The following is a 17,815-nucleotide window of genomic DNA, read 5'->3' as shown; positions in this document are numbered from 1 at the left end:
TTGTTTCTGAAAAATGGAGTTGCTATACTGTTGTTGACCACCTGAATAAGAACCAAATGTAACTGATGCGATCAGGCATGGGGTGAACGAGCGTTGATGAGGCAACGCTTCTTCCTCCATGCCTTTTCGTTTGGGGGTCAGTCAAATTGGACTAAGGGGAGTGGGGAACATGAACAAGGCATTGAACTGGACAGCAACACTCGGATTGACGACGGCACTACTCGTTTCATCGATTCCTGCAGCGGATGCGGTCGTGGCGGAAGGGACGCCGATGATGTCAATCGACCAGCGCGTCAACACGAAGCTAGAATCGATGACGCTCGAACAAAAAATCGGGCAGATGATCATGCCGGACTTCCGACTCTGGAACGGGGCAAATCATACATCTCTTGCACCGGAAGTGGCGCGTGTCATCGATCGTTTTGATCTCGGTGGCGTGATTTTGTTTGCGGAGAACGTGAAGGAGACGGAACAGACGACGAAACTCGTTCATGATCTGCAAGAAGTCGTGAAGCAAGACGACAGCAATGACATTCCGCTCTTTGTCACGATTGACCAAGAGGGAGGCATCGTGACGCGTCTCGGGACAGGGACGAACTTACCGGGAAATATGGCAATCGGGGCCACTCGTAACAGTCAATATGCGTATGACGCTGGAAACATCATCGGTTCTGAATTGAACGCACTCGGGGTAAACGTGAACTTCGGACCAGTACTCGACGTCAACAACAATCCAGGAAATCCGGTCATCGGGGTCCGTTCATTCTCGAGCGATCCTGAACTCGTCGGTGAACTCGGGTCGGCGATGACACAAGGCATTCAAGACCAAGGTGTCGCGGCGACGGCAAAGCATTTCCCGGGTCATGGGGATACGGCGGTCGACTCACACTATGGACTACCGATTGTCGATAAGTCGCTCGATGAGTTGCGCGGACTCGAGTTGTTGCCGTTCAAACGCGCGATCACAGAAGGGATCGACATGATCATGACGGCACATATCGGCATGCCGCAAATCGAAGATGAGGTCGTCGAGTCGGATCGTGGGACGTTCCCACTCCCAGCGACGCTCTCGGACGATGTCATCACGGGCGTGCTACGTGAGGAACTCGGATATGACGGAATTGTTGTGACTGACGCGCTCAACATGCAGGCCATCTCCGACAACTTTACAGAAGCAGAAGCGGTCATCAAGACGTTTGAAGCGGGCGTCGATATCGCCCTCATGCCGACGATTTTGCGTTCGGAAGCAGACGTGATCAAACTCGAAGCCATCTTTGATGAAGTCATCCAAGCGGTGAAGGATGGGCGTTTATCAGAGGAGACCATCGATGAGTCGGTCGAACGTATTTTAAAACTGAAGGCAGAGCGTGGCATTTGGGGAGAGACGATCGATTCGACGACGCTCGAGGCGAAGCTCACAAAAGCGAACGCCGTCGTAGGTAGTGCGGAGCATAAAGCGAAAGAACGTGAAATCGCGGAAGCGGCCGTCACCCTCGTGAAGAATGAGGACAAGACACTCCCGTTCAAACCGAAAAAAGGGGACACGGTGCTCGTCTTGTCACCAGCGAAAGATCAGACGGACAGTATGGTGAAGACGATCAAGTCGCTTGAGAAGAACGCTGGGAATATGAAAGGCGTGAACGTCATCACGGCCAACTATTTGGCATCAACGCCACACTTAACGCAAAATCCGGCACTTCAGCAAAAAATCGAGGCGGCCGATTACATCATCGTCGGTTCGAACGTGAACAACAGCGCGAAATTGAAGCCGACATCGGCCGATCATTACGTACCGGCGGAAGTGTTCCGTTACGCTAACGAGACAGGGAAGAAGTCGGTCATGCTCAGCTTGCGTAACCCATACGATGTCGCCGTTCAGCCAGACGCTCCGGCGCAGCTCTTGATCTATGGGTTCAAGGGTGATCCGAACGGACCGGACTCGGAAGCGGGTAACTTGAAATCGGCCGGACCGAACTTGCCGGCGGGCATTCGTGCCATCTTCGGTGAAGTGAAGCCACAAGGGAAGTTGCCGGTAGACGTACCGAAATTTGTGGACGGTGTGTTCCAAGACGAGAACTATGCGCAGTTTGGAGACGGATTCACGAACTGGAACCGCTAAATGAAAATGAGCTCACCCGATAGCGGGGAGCTCATTTTTTTATGCCTCGAAATAGGCGATGACGAGTAGACCTGGACCGGTATGGGCACCGATGGCAGAGCCGACAAGTGTTTTCGTGATGTGTTTCGGTTGAACATGTTCAAGGACCATCTTCTCGAACTGTTCCGCTTTTCCAAGGTCGTCACCGTGACCGATGAAGAGGTCACCGTTCTCGACGAGTGGCTTCGATTCCATCGTCCATTCGACCATGCGGCGCATGACCTTTTTATGACCGCGTATCTTCTCAATCGGGACGAGTTTCCCGTCCTCGACCGTCAGTAACGGCAAAATCGTCAACAAGTCACCGATAAAGGCACTCGCTTTCGAGACGCGTCCGCCACGCATCAAATATTCGAGTGACTCGACCGTGAACAAGTGGCGAATCTTTCCGACGAGTGAAGCGGCATACGCGACCGTTTCTTCGTACGTATGATCTTGTCCGTACTTTGCGACCGTCTTGACGAACAATGCCTGTCCGACCGAAGCCGTTCGCGTATCGATAATCTTGAATTTGCTATCGGGATACTCCTCTTTGAGCATCTCACCGACCATGACAGCCGTTTGATATGTACCGGAGAGCTCTCCGGAGAAAGCGAGGTATAAAAACGGGATTTCGGCTTCGAGATGTTGACGGAAGCAACGCTCGATTCGTGACGCCTCGATTTGGAACGTCTTCGGCGTCTTGCCTTGACGCATCGCATCGTACACGTCTTTCGGTTGAATCGTCTCCCCGTCTAAAAATTCTTCGTTGTCGATGATGACACCGAGCGGTAAAATCTCAAGACCGTACTCGATAATTTGATCGTGTGTCAAATCGGCCCCGGTGTCTGTGATCAGTTTAAACATTGGATGAATCACTCCTCTGTTAATTGTTGTTCGATCTCGCGTAATGGTTCATTCCGTTTCCACATCCGTTCGAGCTGGCTCACGAGTGTCGTTTGTTCTTCAGCCGTCAGCGACGCGTTTTGGAGCGTGCTGACAGTGGAAAGGACGCGGTAGGCCCGTGTCAGGATATCTTGAACCGTGAGGGGGATGCCGAGCAAGTCTTCTAACGAAGCCATCGTTTCCGGTACAATGGTCGGGTATGTGAACTTGGTTGCCTCCCCTTGGATGGCCAAATCATAAAAGTCTCGAATGATTTCGGCACGTTCGCTCCCACTCTGTCTTACGCTCAAGTAAATTTGAACGGCGACACCACCACGGACGCGTCGTTGCGAAATACCGGCGAACTTTTTGCCGTCAATCGACAAGTCGAAACTTCCCGGACAGTACGAGCCAACGATTTCACCTGGGACGATGTCGTTCGTGACGTCTTGGAACATGTGTTGGATGAGGGAAGTCATGGCCTCATAGCCGCTGTCGATTTGAATGCCGTCATTCTCGGGTAAGATTAAAGATAAGTTCAGGACATCCTCGTCTAACACGACGGCGAGCCCACCCGAGTTACGGACGACCGGTCGGAAGCCGCGCTCGTGCAAATACCGGACCCCATCTTTTAAATGAGGTAACCTTGCATCTTGAATTCCGAGTACAATCGTATTCGTGTGCACCCATGCGCGCAAGACAGCGCCTGATTGTTGGGTCGAAGCACATAACGTGTCATCCGTCGCGAACGATTGTTCCGCTTGAAACATCGTGCCAAGGCTCGATTGGTCAATCACACGATAACTCGGTTGTTTTAATAATGGATGGATCATATACTTAATTCCTTTTCACAAATAATTTTCCTTCTCATTATAGCATGGAGGGAACGATTCGTTTGAAGTCGAATCTAGAACATAACGAAACGTAGGAGGGCATGTCATGTACTCGTCACGAGGACAATTATCTGGGTCAAAAGTGTTTAAAGACCCGGTACACCGTTATATTTACGTCTACGACCACCTTATTTGGGAACTGATCAACACGAAAGAGTTCCAACGCTTACGTCGCATCAAACAGCTCGGGACATCCTTTTTAACGTTCCACGGCGCAGAGCACACGCGATTCCATCATTCTCTCGGCGTCTATGAGATTGCGCGCCAATTGATTGACCAGTTCCAACAATACCCGGAATGGGATGACCGCGACCGCGAACTGTTATTGGCGGCGGCGCTTTTGCACGATGTCGGTCACGGCCCATTCTCACACGCGTTCGAACACGTCTTCTCTGTTCGACATGAAGTGTGGACCGAGCGAATCATTTTAGGCGATACCGAGGTCAACCAAGTGTTGTCGGAGATGGGTGTCGGGTTCGCAGAAGAAGTGGCTTCCATCATCAACAAGACGCACCCGAACCGCTTGATTGTCAATATGCTCAGTTCGCAGCTCGATGTCGATCGGATGGATTATCTATTGCGTGATGCGCACTTTGCGGGTGTCAGTTATGGAAAATTTGATTTGGAACGTATGTTACGTGTCCTTAGACCAGATGAGGACCAAGTCGTCGTCAAACAGTCGGGAATGCATACGATTGAAGACTATATCATGCGCCGCTATCAAATGTATTGGCAAGTGTACCTTCACCCGGCGACACGTTCGAGCGATCTTCTCTTAAAAGCAATTCTCGAGCGGGCGCAGGAACTATATGAGAGCGGATACGCATTCAAGATGGTACCGAAACATTTCTTACCGATCTTTGAGCAGAACAACATGTCGCTCGAACAATATTTGAAATTGGACGAGACGGTCGTCTACTTCTATTTTCAGGAATGGATGGAGGAAGACGACGCGATTCTAGCCGATTTATCGAGCCGTTTCGTGAATCGTCGTTTATTGAAATATAAAAACTTCCCGGAAGCGAACCGCGTCCGCTATATGGAACGGTTGCGTCAGACGATGGAAGGCATCGGACTTCCGCCGAAATACTACTTGCTCGAAGATCAGTTGAGTCAGTTGCCGTACGATTTATACAAAGGACAAGGCAAGTATGAAGGCATTTATCTTCAGATGAACGATGGGGAACGGAAAGAGATTTCGGAAGTGTCGATGCTCGTCCAGTCGATTTTAAACTCGAGACAATCGGATGAAAAAATTTATTATCCAGAAGATGTGTTACTGAACTTAAGGGATCATGCGAATGAAAAATCGTGGCTCTTGTCGACATTGAAATCCGAATAACCCGAAAAGGGGCGTGACACGATGGAGATTGCGACACTGATTGGTGGCATCGGGATTTTTTTACTCGGGATGACGTTACTCACAGACACGCTCAAAAAATGGGCCGGTACACGACTACGTCATCGGTTGAACCAATTCACCGATGGCTCGTTGTCGGGGGCAACACTTGGCGCGATGTTGACGGCTTTATTTCAATCCTCTACCGTCACGACATTGATGACGATTGGTTTTGTGAGCGCAGGATTGATCACGTTCACGCAAGCATTGCCGCTCGTTATCGGGGCGAACGTGGGTAGCGCGACGACCGGATGGATCATCGCCGTCCTTGGTTATAACGTTGACGTACGTCAAGTGTTCTTGCCGCTCATTGGGCTCGGGATGGCACTTCGTCTCTCAGGACCACGTCTACGACGAATCGGACTATTGTTCGTCAGTGTCGGTCTGATTTTTGTCGGGATTGGGACGCTACAGGAGGCGATGCAAGATGTAGTCACGTTCTCGTTCGGACCAAGCGGGGCGATGAGTTTTCCTCAACAGGCGTTCCTTATTGGCATCGGGTTTGCGATGACGGTTGTCCTTCAGTCGTCGACGATTGGGCTCGTCTTAACGATGACGGCTCTTGCGACCGCCGCGATTTCACTTCCGCAAGCCGCTTTTTTGGTACTCGGTCAAAGTGCTGGGACGAGTCTTGTCGTGGCACTCGGTTCAATTGGAGGCTGGAAGTCGGCCCGACGCATTGTATTGGGGCATGCGATCTACCACGTGTCCATCGTCCTCATCGGATGGCTGACGTTCCCCGTTCTCTTCTTTGTCGTCAATCGGGTAGCCGATTGGTTCAACTGGAACGACTTGTTACGCCTCGCCTTATTCCATACGACGTTCCATGTGTTAGGCGTCCTCTTGTTCCTACCATTTTATCAGTCGTTCGCAAGGCGCTTACTAAAATGGATCCCGAGCCGAGCAGAAAAACTGACACGTCTGCTCGACAAGAACATGTCCCAACTCCCGACGGTCGCCCTTGAGGCGGCGCGGCGATCTTTACTCGAGATTGAACGCTATTTAGGGAACGAGACTGAGTTGCTCGTCCGGGAGGGACGTCTCCGGGAAGATGAGTTGACGCTCGTCGACAAGACGCTGAGCGATGTCCGCGTCTTTTTGAGTACGATTCGTCTAGACGATGTCGGAAAGCAAAATGACTACGGGCAACACTTGTCCCTCCTGCATACAATCGACCATCTCGAACGGTGGTTGTACGTATTGCGAGAAATCGAACCGGTCCAGTCACTGCGGGACACGGACTTTTTAGCGGCGCGGGAACTCGTCTTGCACGAACTCGATCTCGTTCATCAATTGAATCATCATACGCCACCGGAAGACTCGAAGATGTGGAAACAGGCGTCAAAACAGTTGGCGGAATATCGGAAGGCGCATCGATCTGAGCTGCTTGAAGAAACAGCGGCGAATCAGTTGGAGATGGACCAGACGATTCAAAAAGTACAAGTATTGCTGTGGCTTGACCGTATCGGTTACCACATTTGGCGGGCAACACGGCACTTGATTAAGCCGACTGTGCCGAGTGAACGGTTCGAAGTGAACCGAGAAGACTAAACTAGAAATGGAGGAGTGGAAATGGCGACATGGGTGACTCACTTTCGTATCGCGGAGCGGATTCTCGAGACGGATTCCGCATTTGAGCGTATACCTTTTTTAGTAGGAAATATCGGTCCAGACTGTGGGTTGGTCGGAGCTGATGAACGTCCTGAACCACCGAAAACCATCACGCATTTCAAAACAGAGAACGGGATCTCTTCTGATTTGTTCAAACAGACGTATTTAGATGGAGGGATCACAAAATCGAATACAGAATGGTCTTATTTAGTCGGTTACTATTTTCATCTGGTCACAGACGAATATTGGGTGCGGTTGACCCGCGCGAAAAAAGAAGAACCGATTGTACAGGCAATCGTCGGGACACCAGACTATACTCGTTTAGTCAAAACGGACTGGTATGGGATTGACTTTGAGTATTTGGCAAAACATCCGAATCATATCTTTTGGACGGATTTTTGTCACATTGACTCGTTCGAAGACGTCTTACCGTTCTTCCCACAAGGACAAACGGGACAACAAATTCAAAACATCACGACCTTCTATAAAACACATCCGTTTGACCCACAGCATGAATATGTATATATGTCACCTGAAGAGGTCGATGATTTCATTGAAGAGGTTCTTTGTGGGCTACAAGCGAAAATTCAAGAAGTTCAACGAATACATATTTGACGTGGTGCTTAGACGAAAAAACGGACCCCGATTCAAGGAGTCCGTTCGTTACTTATTTCTTGTCCGCGTGCATGACGCCGGCTTGACCGTAGTGCGTCGCATCCATCTCTTCGATGAAGACGGTGATGTTCTCTTTTGGAGCGTTCGTCGTCTCGGAGACGGCGTCCGTCACTTTTTCAATTAATGCGCGTTTTTGTTCCACGGTACGGCCCGGGAGCATTTTTACTGTTACGTAAGGCATGGGTCATTCCTCCTTTGCTGAAGTCTCTTTCATTGTAGTGAATCCGCTTCACCGAGAAAAGAAAAATTCTCTTCCACCTCAAAGCTTGCGCTCACTTTTTCGACATTTCGGGTAAGGAACAAGACAGAGCGAATGTAGGAGGAATGAAGATGAAGTGGAAAGGTAGACAACAGAGTCGTAACGTCGAGGACCGACGAGGGCGCAGCATCGGAGGAAAAGGGATTGCCGGGGTCGGGGGTGGTCTCGGATTGATTCTCGTCATCGTCTTTACGTTATTGAATGGGGGAAGCCCGACTGACCTCGTCAACAATATCGGACTAGGCGAGCCGCAAACTGAAGGAACATACACCGGTACGGAGCGAGAAGAGGAGATGGCGGACTTCGTCGCGGTCGTCTTGAAAGACACGGAGGAAGTATGGACGGATATTTTTGCAGAGAACGGCATGACGTACCAAGAACCGACGCTCGTCCTGTTCTCGGGACAAGTTGAATCCGCTTGTGGCATCGCCGGGTCGGCGGTCGGCCCCTTCTACTGTCCGGGTGATCAAAAGCTGTACATTGATTTAAGTTTCTATGATGAGCTGAGTCAGCGTTTCAATGCGCCGGGTGATTTTGCGATGGCGTACGTCGTCGCCCATGAGGTCGGGCACCATGTCCAGACGCTTCTCGGAACGACAGAAGAGATTATGCCGCTTCGGAATGAGATGAGCGAGACTGAATTCAATCGCTATCTCGTCCGTTTCGAGTTACAGGCGGACTACTACGCAGGCGTATGGGCGCATCACGCGCAAGGACTCGGTTACCTCGAAGCAGGGGACGTCGAAGAAGCGATGAATGCAGCTCACCAGATCGGTGACGACACGTTACAACGTCAGGCGCGTGGATACGTGACGCCGGACTCGTTCACGCATGGAACGTCGGAACAGCGGATGCGCTGGTTCGAGAGAGGCTTTGAGAACGGGTCGATTCAAGGTGGAGATACGTTCAATACGAACAACTTATAGGTCGGGCGCACGCTCGACCTTTTTAGCCGGTTGGAATATGAGGAAAGAATCCGCTATCATAAAAGAACAACAGTTGCAGGAAGGGGATGACCCGATGGAATCCTTACTTACGAAAATTGATTTAGCAAAAGACGATATGACGGCGGTTGAAAAGAAAATCGCGGACTATATCTTGTCCCATTCAACGCTCATTCCAAATATGACGACGAAAGAACTTGCCCAAAAGACGGATGTGTCCGAAGCGAGTATCGTCCGTTTTGCCCGTGTGGTCGGGATTGATAGCTTTAAAGCATTTAAGCTTGCGCTCGTGAAAGACCTGGCCGTCACCGAAACGACATTGACGGACTTCAACGTTCTCCAGCAAAAAGATACGCCGTACGATTCGTTTCAAAAAGTCATCCATGTGAATAAAGCGGCCATCGAGGCGTGTGCCGAAGCGATGGACAAACGGGAGCTCGAACATGCGGTGGATATATTTGCCCGCGCGAATCGTGTCGTCTTTTATGGGGTTGGTGGATCATCGACCGCGGCCATCGATGCACACTATAAATTCACGAAGCTCGGGTATGCGGCCACGACGTCGCCGGATTTTCATTACATGTTGTCGTTGATTCCGCATTTAGGAAAATCAGATGTATTTGTCGCCATCAGCACGTCGGGTCGGACGAAAGATGTGCTCGAACTCGTTCGTTTCGCCAAGAAGAAGCGTGTGCCCGTCATCGCCATTACGAACTTGGACAAGTCGCCACTTTATCGGGAAGCGGACGTACGCCTTTGTACGCCGAACGTCGAGAGCGATTTCCGAATTGCGAGCATCGCCTCACGGATGACGCAACTGACGATTGTCGATACGTTATATATGGGTCTCTTGCATCGAAAAGGAGAAGGCTTGATTGATCGCTATGCGGAAGCGCGAGATGAGATGGTGAAGTTACGCCGATGATTCGACCGTATTCGAAAGAAAATCGCAAGGAGTTGGAAAACTTCTTGGTGAGGCAACATACCTTCGCTCGCTTGAATGGACAGTCCGTTGAGGAGTTTTGCGACGAGAATGTGGCGGATTTTGAAGAGGACGGCACCGTCAGTCTGATTATTCGTGAAGATGAACGGATCGTCGCCATCGCGGACCTATTAAAACGACATCCCGTGGACGGTTCGCTTTGGCTCGGATTGTTTGTCGTCGATGAGACCCTTCACGGGACGGGCTTGGCGCAAACGTTATATGAACAAGTGGAAGAAAAGTATATGCGCCCCTATCAGACGATATTTCGATTAGGTGTCCTTCCGAACAATCTGCGCGCTCGTCGGTTTTGGGAGCGGAACGGCTATGTATACGAAAAGGATTCTACCACGAATAAGGGTGTGCGCGTTCATGTCCTGAAGAAACAACTCATTCGACCGGAGTGAGTTTTTCTTTCGTAAATACTGAAATTAAATTTCAAAAATAATTAATAATAAATTGACTTTAAGTTTCAGTATAGTACGATGAAATCATAGAGAAGAAAGGATGGTGGCGATGCTAGAAAAATTGGCTACAGAAAGACGGAATGAACGAACGATGCAACTAGATGAGATGTCGATTGAGGAGCGATTGATGATTATGAACAGTGAGGATCAACAAGTTCCGCAAGTGATTCAACATCAGATTCCCGTCATCGCGCAAGTCGTGGAGCGGGTCATCGCATCCTTTCGTAAAGGCGGTCGCTTGATTTATATCGGGGCGGGCACAAGTGGACGTTTAGGCATTTTAGACGCCGCAGAGTGCGTACCGACGTTCGGGGTGTCCCCGGATCAGGTCATCGGGTTGATTGCCGGTGGCGAGCGTGCGCTCATTCAAGCGGTCGAGGGAGCAGAAGACAGCAAGGAATTGGCAGTCGATGATTTGAAAGCGCTTCAACTGACGGCGGACGACACTGTCATTGGGATTGCGGCGAGCGGACGGACGCCATATGTGATTGGAGGTCTCGATTATGCACGGGAAGTTGGAGCAACCACTGCGGCCATCTCCTGTAATCAAGACGCGGTCATCAGTCGCCATGCAGACTATGCCATTGAAGTGGAGACAGGACCGGAAGTGTTGACCGGTTCGACACGATTGAAGGCAGGGACGGCACAGAAATTGGTCCTCAACATGATTTCGACAACGTCGATGATTGGAGTAGGCAAAGTGTATCAAAACTTGATGGTCGACGTGAAACCGACGAACGAAAAATTAGAAGTACGTGCCAAGCGGATGATCGCAGAAGCGACAGGGGTCGACATGGAAACGGCCGCGCGTTATTTTGCGTCATCTAAAGGACATGTCAAAACAGCAATCGTCATGATTTTGGCGGACGTCTCTTACGAAGAAGCCATCAAACGATTAGAGCGTGCGAACGGGTTTGTCCGCGAGGCGCTATAAGGGGGAAAATCGAGATGAAGAAAGAAGAGGTTTTAGCACGGGACATCCTCGCACATGTCGGGGGGAAAGAGAACATTCGTCAACTCGCTCACTGTATGACGCGTGTCCGGTTGTCGTTGAAGGATCCGACCAAAGCCGATCTTGACGCCTTGAAGAAGATTGATGGCGTCATGGGTGTCATCGATGATGAGACGTTACAAATCGTCGTCGGTCCGGGAACGGTGAATCGGGTCGCGGATTATATGAGTCATGAGACAGGCCTTGCGATTGGAGAAGAGTCAGTGGATTCGAACTTGACGCCAGAGGAACGTGCAGCGGTCGAACGTCAAAAAGTAAAAGAGAAGCAAAAGTCACCGTTCAAACGATTTCTCCGTCGACTCGGGAATATCTTCATTCCACTCATTCCAGGTCTTGTTGCTTCAGGAATCATCAACGGTGCGGCGAACTTTGCTGTCAACGCCGGTGTCGACCGAACGGAGACGTGGATGCAGATTTTGCTCGTGCTCGGTAGCACAGTCTTTGCATACTTAGCCATCCTTGTCGGGTGGAACACGGCGAAAGAGTTCGGGGGGACACCGGTGCTCGGGGCGATTGCCGGGGGGATTCTGTTCAACCCGCTCCTTGCGGACATCGTCATTTATGGGGAACCGCTCGTCGTCGGACGCGGTGGCTTGTTCGGTGTCATTTTTGCCGGTTGGCTCATGACTTATATTGAGAAGCACATTCGTCGCTTCATGCCGGTATCGATCGATATTATCTTCACACCACTCTTCACGGTCCTCATCGTCGGATTTACGGCACTCTATGCGATCATGCCGGTCGCGGGTGTATTGTCAGATGGGATCATGCGAGGAATCAATGCGACGCTTGAAGTCGGGGGCCCCGTCGCCGGGGCACTTTTGGCCGGCTTCTTCTTACCACTCGTCATGGTCGGATTACACCATGGTTTGACGCCGATTCATTTAGAACTGTTGAACACAGTTGGGACGACGGCGCTCCTTCCAATCTTGGCGATGGCGGGTGCCGGTCAAGTCGGTGCGGCGCTTGCAATCTTTGTGAAGACAAGCAACCCGCGACTCCGTAATATTATTAAAGGGGCCATCCCGGTCGGTTTCCTCGGAATCGGCGAACCGCTCCTTTACGGGGTCACGCTTCCGCTCGGACGCCCGTTCCTAACGGCATGTCTCGGGGCAGCGGTCGGTGGTGCCTTCCAAGCAACGATGAAGACGGCCGCACTTGGAATTGGTGTATCGGGTCTATCCCTTACGCCGCTGATTGACGACGGGATGTACTTAACGTATGTCGCCGGACTATTGATTTCGTATACGGCAGGCTTCCTGTTCACTTATTTCTTCGGCTTCAAAGAAGAGATGGCGGATGGGATTTGACAAACAAAGATGGCTCGCTCGAGTCATCTTTTTCTATACGTTTTGTGAGGAGGGAAATAGATGAGAGGGATTTCCGTTTACTTAAGTGAGGAACTGACGTTTGCGTCCATTGATTGGATCGAACGCATGCGAGAGAGCGGATTCACGAGCATCTTCACGTCGCTTCATATTCCAGAAGACGATTCGACGTTATACACAGGACGGCTCCAGCAGTTAGGGGAATTGGCAAGACGCCTAAACATGGAGCTCGTGGCAGACATCGCCCCGTCATCTCTACAGGCGCTCGGCAAGGACTGGAATGATGCCCATACACTGTTGGACTGGGGCGTCACGGGGTTACGTGTCGACTATGGCGTCACACCGAAACAAGTGGCCGACTTGTCACGACATATGATGGTCGCACTCAATGCCAGTACACTCACGGAAACAGAGCTTGAAGAGATGTTGCGACAAGGGCTACGACGGGACCACGTCGAAGCGTGGCATAATTTTTATCCCCGTCCTGAGACGGGGCTCGACCGCTCCTGGTTTGACGAGAGAAACGCCTGGTTACATGCGCAAGGAATCAAAGTACAGGCGTTCATTCCTGGAGATGAACAGTTACGTGGACCTCTTCATGAAACGTTACCGGCACTCGAGGAGCATCGCCATCAGTCTCCGCTTTCGTGTTATATCGATTTACAAGCGACGGTCGACCGGATTTTGATTGGTGATCCACGTGTGTCAAATCAGGCGACGCGACAATTTCAGGCGTACGATGAAGGGATCATCCTCCTTCGTGCAACTTCAGAGTACCGTGTCGATTCATTACCGACACTGCATACGAACCGGATGGACCCAGCCCGAGATGTCATTCGCTCGGTCGAATCGAGAGCTTACGGACGACCTGGGGACCATTTGATTCAATCGCAAAATACAGAAGAACGACTGCTCGGCAGCATCACGTTGGACAACGAACGATATGGACGTTATGCGGGAGAACTGCAAGTGACGAAACGGGATTTGAAGGCAGATGAACGGGTCAACGTCATCGGTCGGGTCATTGAGATGGACCGCACGCTCATCCGTCACATTGGACCGGGAAGACGTTTTCAAATTGACTGGAAGTGACTCAGGATTGCCACCGTCCTATATCATTGTGTACAGTAGAGAGGGAGGGTGGAACATGAAAGACATTAATTTTAATATCATTTCAGACGACGCGACGGACGGACACGGCGGTTTTGGTGTCGGTTCGCTTAGTTTAAATAACATGTCCCCGGTCATCATCGATGTCGAGGCGGGCACGGCGACAATCGATATGGGTGCGATGCACGCAAAATCTGCCATCGAGAAGCGCATCAAGTTTTTGACGGACCAAGAAGCGGTACCGAATGGGAAACCATACTGGATCGTTTGGGTGACGGTCGGTCGAAAACGAGAAGGCTTTTATTATGGCGGCATCGCGGCGTGTGACATGTTGGTAGATGTCGAGGCGAGACGAGGTTATAAACTATTGCCGTATCACGTCAATCAGATGGACAAATCGTTGAAGGGTCGGATTTTAATCGACATGATGGACGCTCCGTCCCGCGACGTATTGGCGAATTTCTTGCAAGAACATCGCCCAGAAATTTGGTCAAACTCGACTGAACTTCATGCAGAGCTCGAGCGCTTAGGCGCCGAGTAAAAAGATTGGACGAATTTTTCGTCTCCAATCTTTTTTGTTTCGCATTTTTGGGAGTAACAGGAAATTATGTAACTGAAGAGATATTCATTTGTAATTGTATGAAAATTCAGTATTATGATATACTGACTACATTGTGAAAAAAAGAAAGGGTGATACGATGAGCGAAACGAAAAAAATCTTAATCGGTCTCGCGCTAGGTGTTGTAGTTGGTCTCGGATTGGCAGGATTGCCGGATTCAATTTATGAGATTGTAAATCCGTATATTTTATCTCCGGTCGGAACGATTTTTTTGAATTTAATTAAAATGTTAGTCGTGCCGATTGTCTTCTTCTCGATTATTTTAGGCGTCATGGGTCTCGGGGACCCGAAAGAGCTAGGTCGGGTCGGGACGAAGTCGATTTTGTTCTTCTTAGCGACGACAGCACTTGCGATTATGTTGGCGATGGGCGTCGCATCTGTCTTACAACCAGGGGAACGTGGGGACTTCCAAACAACAGGTCTTGAATTTGAGTCAACAGCGACCGAGGATTCTTCAAATATCGTACAGACATTCGTCAATATGATTCCAACGAATCCGATTACGGCACTCGCTGAAGGAAACATGCTTCAAATCATCGTCTTTGCAGCATTGATTGGATTTGCGTTAATCGCCCTTGGGGACAAGGCGAAGACATGGCGTCAATTCGTCAAACAAGGTGATCGCATCATGATGTACCTCATCCATATCGTCATGAAGCTCGCGCCATACGGCGCATTCGCATTGATTGCTTCGGCGATTGGAGGTATCGGTCTCGATGCGGTCGTCGCCATGGCATGGTATATGATCGCCGTCGTCTTGACGCTCTTCTTACACGCAACGATTGTATACGGGGCAGCCGTTTACTTCATCGGGAAGATGAGCCCAGTGTTTTTCTTCAAAAACTTCTATGAGGCGATGACGTTCGCATTCTCGACATCTTCGTCGAATGCGACGCTTCCGGTATCGATGGAAGTTGCACAGAGAAAACTCGGTGTGCCACGTTCGATTTCTTCGTTCGTGCAACCACTCGGGGCAACGGTCAACATGGACGGAACAGCCATCATGCAAGGTGTTGCAACCATCTTCATCGCGCAAGTATTCGCGTCTGATTTAACAATGACTCAATTGTTGACGGTCGTCATTACGGCGGTCCTCGCTTCAATCGGGACAGCGGGTGTACCAGGAGTCGGGCTTGTCATGCTTGCCCTCGTCCTTCAGTCGGTCAACTTGCCGGTAGAGGGAATTGCCCTCATTATCGGGGTCGACCGTATTCTCGATATGCTTCGCACATCTGTCAACATCACGGGGGATGCGGCATGTGCGGTTGTCGTTTCGAAATTGGAAGAAAAACACCTACCACCAGTCGACGAAGACTCGTGGGATGAAGCGGGTGCGACCTCTTCATCATCGCTATGATATAGTAAAGGACCATGACAAAACGCGTCATGGTCCTTATTTTGTGAATAGAAAGAGTGATGGTTATGGAATGGGAACTGCTCCCGCTTCCTTTATTTTTAGTCATAAGCATCATACTAAATAGTGTGATTGCGGTGGCCGGAGTGTTACCGAGTGCCTTTTTGACGGCGATCAACGTGAGCGTCCTCGGCCTCGTACCCGGTATTCTCATCTCGATTGTCGGTGAGGCGGTAGGAGCCATCGTCAGTTTCATCCTTTACCGAAAAGCGCTACATCGTTACACGTCCCCGGACGGTGGCCGGTTTCAGCGACTCCGTGAGGCCACAGGGGCCGAGGCATGGTTTCTCGTCCTTGGCATGCGTCTCATGCCGTTCGTACCGTCTGGACTCGTCACGTTATCGGCAGCGTTCAGTCGTATGACACTCGCCTCGTTCGCGGTCGCAAGTACGATTGGGAAAGTGCCTGGCCTCATCATGGAAGGACTAGCGGTGACAGCAGCGATGCAATTGACGGTCGGATGGCAATTGTTCTTGGTCGGTCTCGTCGGTGTTTCTTACCTTGTCTGGCGGATGCGTCAAAGAAGAGGCGAAAAGATATGACAAAACGCCTCGACGAATCGCTTACCGGTCGTTTTCTTTCGTAACACGGCCCAGTCGATTAAAATCGATTCTTCAAAATCTTTTAAAAAGGCTTCGTGAAGTTGTTGGATCGACGTCGTATCGAATTGAGCGATCATCATCTCATGGTTGAGAAACATACTTCGAAAATCGAAATTGGCTGACCCGACGAGGGCAACTTTGCCATCGATCAGAAGCGTTTTCGCATGAATGAAATGGCGATTGTATTTATAAATTTTAATGTTCCGCTTCAACAGCTGTTCGAAATAATACTCGGTCGCATGGAAGCTGAACCATTCGTCCCCCTTGCCTGGTACGACGATACGTACATCGATGCCGCTACGACCTGCGACTTCAAGAATCGCCAACAGTTCAGGTGGAGGCACAAGGTATGGGGTGGTGAGCCAGATCGACTCTTTTGCCTCCATCAACAGACGCATCAACCCGTCACGAATCGTCACGTCTTTACCCGGTGACGTGACGAGCAGTTGTGTCGCCCCGTTTTGTCCTTTCGGTTCATTCACAAAGTACTGAGAGAGATGCTCTTCATCTGCGAATAGGTCCCACGTCTCATCGATTGTCCCTTGTCCCGCATATAACCAGTTCTCGACGAAGAGCTGTTGGAGTTCTCGGACAAGCGGACCTTCGAGACGTAGATGCGTGTCACGCCAGAAACCGAGCTTCTCATTTTTTCCGAGATATTCATCACCGACGTTCAACCCGCCTGTTAGCGCGATTCGTCCATCCACGACAATCAGTTTTTGATGGTTGCGGAAGTTGGCATTGAAGACGAGATAAGGGTGCAGGACCGGATCGAATGCTTGGACGTGGACACGGGATTCCCGTAACGGCTGAATAAAATCTTCCCCGATTTCTTGGCTACCGAGTCCATCATATAAAAAGCGAACGATGACATTCTCATTTGATTTTTGGATGAGTGCATCTCGGACCTTTAGTGAAATCTCATCGGTTCTAAATAGATAGTATTGAATGTGAATATGGTCTGTCGCACTATTGATGGCGTCTAACAGTGCGTCGAATTTTTCTTCGCCGTTGACGAGGAGAGTTGTCGACGTGTGAGCGTCCGCACCGATTGCTCCTAGTTTTTCAAGTGTCCGTGTCAATGGATAGGCAGACACGATATCGGGAGAAGTCTCGATTTTTTCACTCTCAATCGCTTGCCTTAACATCCGTATTTCTGACGATGTCCGTTTAAAGCGTCGGTGGCGGCGTGGGGTACGTCCGAACATGACCCATGCCAAGACGCCGATGTATGGGATAAAGAATACGGTCAATAACCAGGCGAGCTTCCCTTGGGGCTGTACTTGGTCAAATAAAATCTGCCAACCGACGACGAGCGGTGCGACGATTGCGATTCCGATTAATACGGGAATGAGGACATCGAGCCAAAATAAGAGACCGACGAGCAAGATGACACTGATGATCATGATGATGAGTTGAATGACGCGACGTTTCAAAGGAAACACCACCTTTCCAAAACGATGAAAACGAGGGGATTC

The 17,815-nt window shown here is 50.3% G+C and carries 17 protein-coding genes; 13 read left to right on the top strand and 4 right to left on the bottom strand.

What is annotated here, in order from left to right:
- Positions 1-169: 169 nt before the first annotated feature.
- The gene (locus KNO86_RS07445; protein WP_214694691.1) at positions 170-2,119 is read left to right on the top strand and encodes a glycoside hydrolase family 3 protein; all 1,950 of its coding nucleotides are present in this window, start codon (positions 170-172) and stop codon (positions 2,117-2,119) included.
- A gap of 39 nt (positions 2,120-2,158) precedes the next feature.
- On the opposite strand, the gene KNO86_RS07440 is transcribed toward KNO86_RS07445, so the two are convergent.
- On the bottom strand, positions 2,159-3,004 hold the full coding sequence (locus tag KNO86_RS07440; protein ID WP_214694689.1) for a DegV family protein: 846 nt from the start codon (positions 3,002-3,004) through the stop codon (positions 2,159-2,161).
- Positions 3,005-3,012: 8 nt separating this feature from the next.
- Complete coding sequence (locus KNO86_RS07435; RefSeq protein ID WP_214694687.1) at positions 3,013-3,855, bottom strand: lipoate--protein ligase family protein; 843 nt, start codon at positions 3,853-3,855, stop codon at positions 3,013-3,015.
- 106 nt (positions 3,856-3,961) lie between these two features.
- Between KNO86_RS07435 and KNO86_RS07430 the strand changes: the two genes are divergently transcribed.
- From KNO86_RS07430 to KNO86_RS07420, 3 genes are read left to right on the top strand one after another with little or no spacing between them, the layout of a single operon-like run.
- Positions 3,962-5,257 carry an HD domain-containing protein gene (locus KNO86_RS07430; protein ID WP_214694686.1) on the top strand — a complete coding sequence of 432 codons (1,296 nt, stop codon included), beginning with the start codon at positions 3,962-3,964 and terminating at the stop codon, positions 5,255-5,257.
- A 21-nt stretch (positions 5,258-5,278) separates the two neighbouring features.
- Positions 5,279-6,865, top strand: coding sequence for a Na/Pi cotransporter family protein (locus KNO86_RS07425; RefSeq protein WP_214694684.1), 1,587 nt, complete (start codon positions 5,279-5,281; stop codon positions 6,863-6,865).
- A 21-nt stretch (positions 6,866-6,886) separates the two neighbouring features.
- The gene (locus KNO86_RS07420; RefSeq protein WP_214694682.1) at positions 6,887-7,540 is read left to right on the top strand and encodes a hypothetical protein; all 654 of its coding nucleotides are present in this window, start codon (positions 6,887-6,889) and stop codon (positions 7,538-7,540) included.
- Between the two features lie 52 nt (positions 7,541-7,592).
- Here KNO86_RS07420 and KNO86_RS07415 read toward each other — a convergent pair whose 3' ends face one another.
- Positions 7,593-7,781 (bottom strand): 2-hydroxymuconate tautomerase, encoded by a 189-nt coding sequence (locus tag KNO86_RS07415; protein WP_012727443.1) that lies wholly within the window; start codon positions 7,779-7,781, stop codon positions 7,593-7,595.
- A 149-nt stretch (positions 7,782-7,930) separates the two neighbouring features.
- Here KNO86_RS07415 and ypfJ point away from each other — a divergent pair, with 149 nt between their 5' ends.
- The 9 genes from ypfJ (at position 7,931) to KNO86_RS07370 (ending at position 16,277) form a co-directional block, all read left to right on the top strand.
- A complete protein-coding gene (gene ypfJ, locus KNO86_RS07410) occupies positions 7,931-8,785 on the top strand; it encodes a KPN_02809 family neutral zinc metallopeptidase (RefSeq protein WP_214694680.1) in 855 nt (284 codons plus the stop codon).
- Between the two features lie 94 nt (positions 8,786-8,879).
- Complete coding sequence (locus KNO86_RS07405) at positions 8,880-9,728, top strand: MurR/RpiR family transcriptional regulator (RefSeq protein WP_214694679.1); 849 nt, start codon at positions 8,880-8,882, stop codon at positions 9,726-9,728.
- Positions 9,729-9,775: 47 nt separating this feature from the next.
- Positions 9,776-10,192 carry a GNAT family N-acetyltransferase gene (locus KNO86_RS07400; protein ID WP_353047687.1) on the top strand — a complete coding sequence of 139 codons (417 nt, stop codon included), beginning with the start codon at positions 9,776-9,778 and terminating at the stop codon, positions 10,190-10,192.
- Between the two features lie 100 nt (positions 10,193-10,292).
- Positions 10,293-11,186, top strand: coding sequence for an N-acetylmuramic acid 6-phosphate etherase (gene murQ, locus KNO86_RS07395; RefSeq protein WP_214694675.1), 894 nt, complete (start codon positions 10,293-10,295; stop codon positions 11,184-11,186).
- Positions 11,187-11,200: 14 nt separating this feature from the next.
- On the top strand, positions 11,201-12,574 hold the full coding sequence (locus KNO86_RS07390) for a PTS transporter subunit EIIC (RefSeq protein WP_214694673.1): 1,374 nt from the start codon (positions 11,201-11,203) through the stop codon (positions 12,572-12,574).
- A 60-nt stretch (positions 12,575-12,634) separates the two neighbouring features.
- On the top strand, positions 12,635-13,684 hold the full coding sequence (locus KNO86_RS07385; RefSeq protein WP_214694671.1) for a DUF871 domain-containing protein: 1,050 nt from the start codon (positions 12,635-12,637) through the stop codon (positions 13,682-13,684).
- 55 nt (positions 13,685-13,739) lie between these two features.
- Positions 13,740-14,243: a YwhD family protein gene (locus KNO86_RS07380; protein ID WP_214694668.1), complete on the top strand. Its 504-nt coding sequence runs from the start codon at positions 13,740-13,742 to the stop codon at positions 14,241-14,243.
- A 157-nt stretch (positions 14,244-14,400) separates the two neighbouring features.
- Positions 14,401-15,678 (top strand): dicarboxylate/amino acid:cation symporter, encoded by a 1,278-nt coding sequence (locus KNO86_RS07375; RefSeq protein ID WP_214694666.1) that lies wholly within the window; start codon positions 14,401-14,403, stop codon positions 15,676-15,678.
- 65 nt (positions 15,679-15,743) lie between these two features.
- Positions 15,744-16,277, top strand: a complete 534-nt coding sequence (locus KNO86_RS07370; RefSeq protein ID WP_251126952.1) for a TVP38/TMEM64 family protein — start codon at positions 15,744-15,746, stop codon at positions 16,275-16,277.
- Here KNO86_RS07370 and cls read toward each other — a convergent pair.
- Positions 16,253-17,782 (bottom strand): cardiolipin synthase, encoded by a 1,530-nt coding sequence (gene cls, locus KNO86_RS07365; RefSeq protein WP_353047686.1) that lies wholly within the window; start codon positions 17,780-17,782, stop codon positions 16,253-16,255. The two genes, KNO86_RS07370 and cls, sit on opposite strands and share 25 nt — an antisense overlap.
- Between the last annotated feature and the right edge of the window lie 33 nt (positions 17,783-17,815).

This window comes from Exiguobacterium sp. s160 (assembly GCF_018617575.1).
Lineage (GTDB): Bacteria > Bacillota > Bacilli > Exiguobacteriales > Exiguobacteriaceae > Exiguobacterium > Exiguobacterium aestuarii_A.
The sequence above is the reverse complement of the archived record's forward strand: the minus strand, read 5'-3'. Positions and strand labels throughout refer to the sequence as shown.

Excerpts from the sequence above, each read along its gene's own strand:
- KNO86_RS07445 (WP_214694691.1), top strand. The coding sequence starts at position 170 with ATGAACAAGGCATTGAACTGGACAGCAACACTCGGATTGACGACGGCA.
- KNO86_RS07440 (WP_214694689.1), bottom strand. The coding sequence starts at position 3,004 with ATGTTTAAACTGATCACAGACACCGGGGCCGATTTGACACACGATCAA.
- KNO86_RS07435 (WP_214694687.1), bottom strand. The coding sequence starts at position 3,855 with ATGATCCATCCATTATTAAAACAACCGAGTTATCGTGTGATTGACCAA.
- KNO86_RS07430 (WP_214694686.1), top strand. The coding sequence starts at position 3,962 with ATGTACTCGTCACGAGGACAATTATCTGGGTCAAAAGTGTTTAAAGAC.
- KNO86_RS07425 (WP_214694684.1), top strand. The coding sequence starts at position 5,279 with ATGGAGATTGCGACACTGATTGGTGGCATCGGGATTTTTTTACTCGGG.
- KNO86_RS07420 (WP_214694682.1), top strand. The coding sequence starts at position 6,887 with ATGGCGACATGGGTGACTCACTTTCGTATCGCGGAGCGGATTCTCGAG.
- KNO86_RS07415 (WP_012727443.1), bottom strand. The coding sequence starts at position 7,781 with ATGCCTTACGTAACAGTAAAAATGCTCCCGGGCCGTACCGTGGAACAA.
- ypfJ (WP_214694680.1), top strand. The coding sequence starts at position 7,931 with ATGAAGTGGAAAGGTAGACAACAGAGTCGTAACGTCGAGGACCGACGA.
- KNO86_RS07405 (WP_214694679.1), top strand. The coding sequence starts at position 8,880 with ATGGAATCCTTACTTACGAAAATTGATTTAGCAAAAGACGATATGACG.
- murQ (WP_214694675.1), top strand. The coding sequence starts at position 10,293 with ATGGTGGCGATGCTAGAAAAATTGGCTACAGAAAGACGGAATGAACGA.
- KNO86_RS07390 (WP_214694673.1), top strand. The coding sequence starts at position 11,201 with ATGAAGAAAGAAGAGGTTTTAGCACGGGACATCCTCGCACATGTCGGG.
- KNO86_RS07385 (WP_214694671.1), top strand. The coding sequence starts at position 12,635 with ATGAGAGGGATTTCCGTTTACTTAAGTGAGGAACTGACGTTTGCGTCC.
- KNO86_RS07380 (WP_214694668.1), top strand. The coding sequence starts at position 13,740 with ATGAAAGACATTAATTTTAATATCATTTCAGACGACGCGACGGACGGA.
- KNO86_RS07375 (WP_214694666.1), top strand. The coding sequence starts at position 14,401 with ATGAGCGAAACGAAAAAAATCTTAATCGGTCTCGCGCTAGGTGTTGTA.
- KNO86_RS07370 (WP_251126952.1), top strand. The coding sequence starts at position 15,744 with ATGGAATGGGAACTGCTCCCGCTTCCTTTATTTTTAGTCATAAGCATC.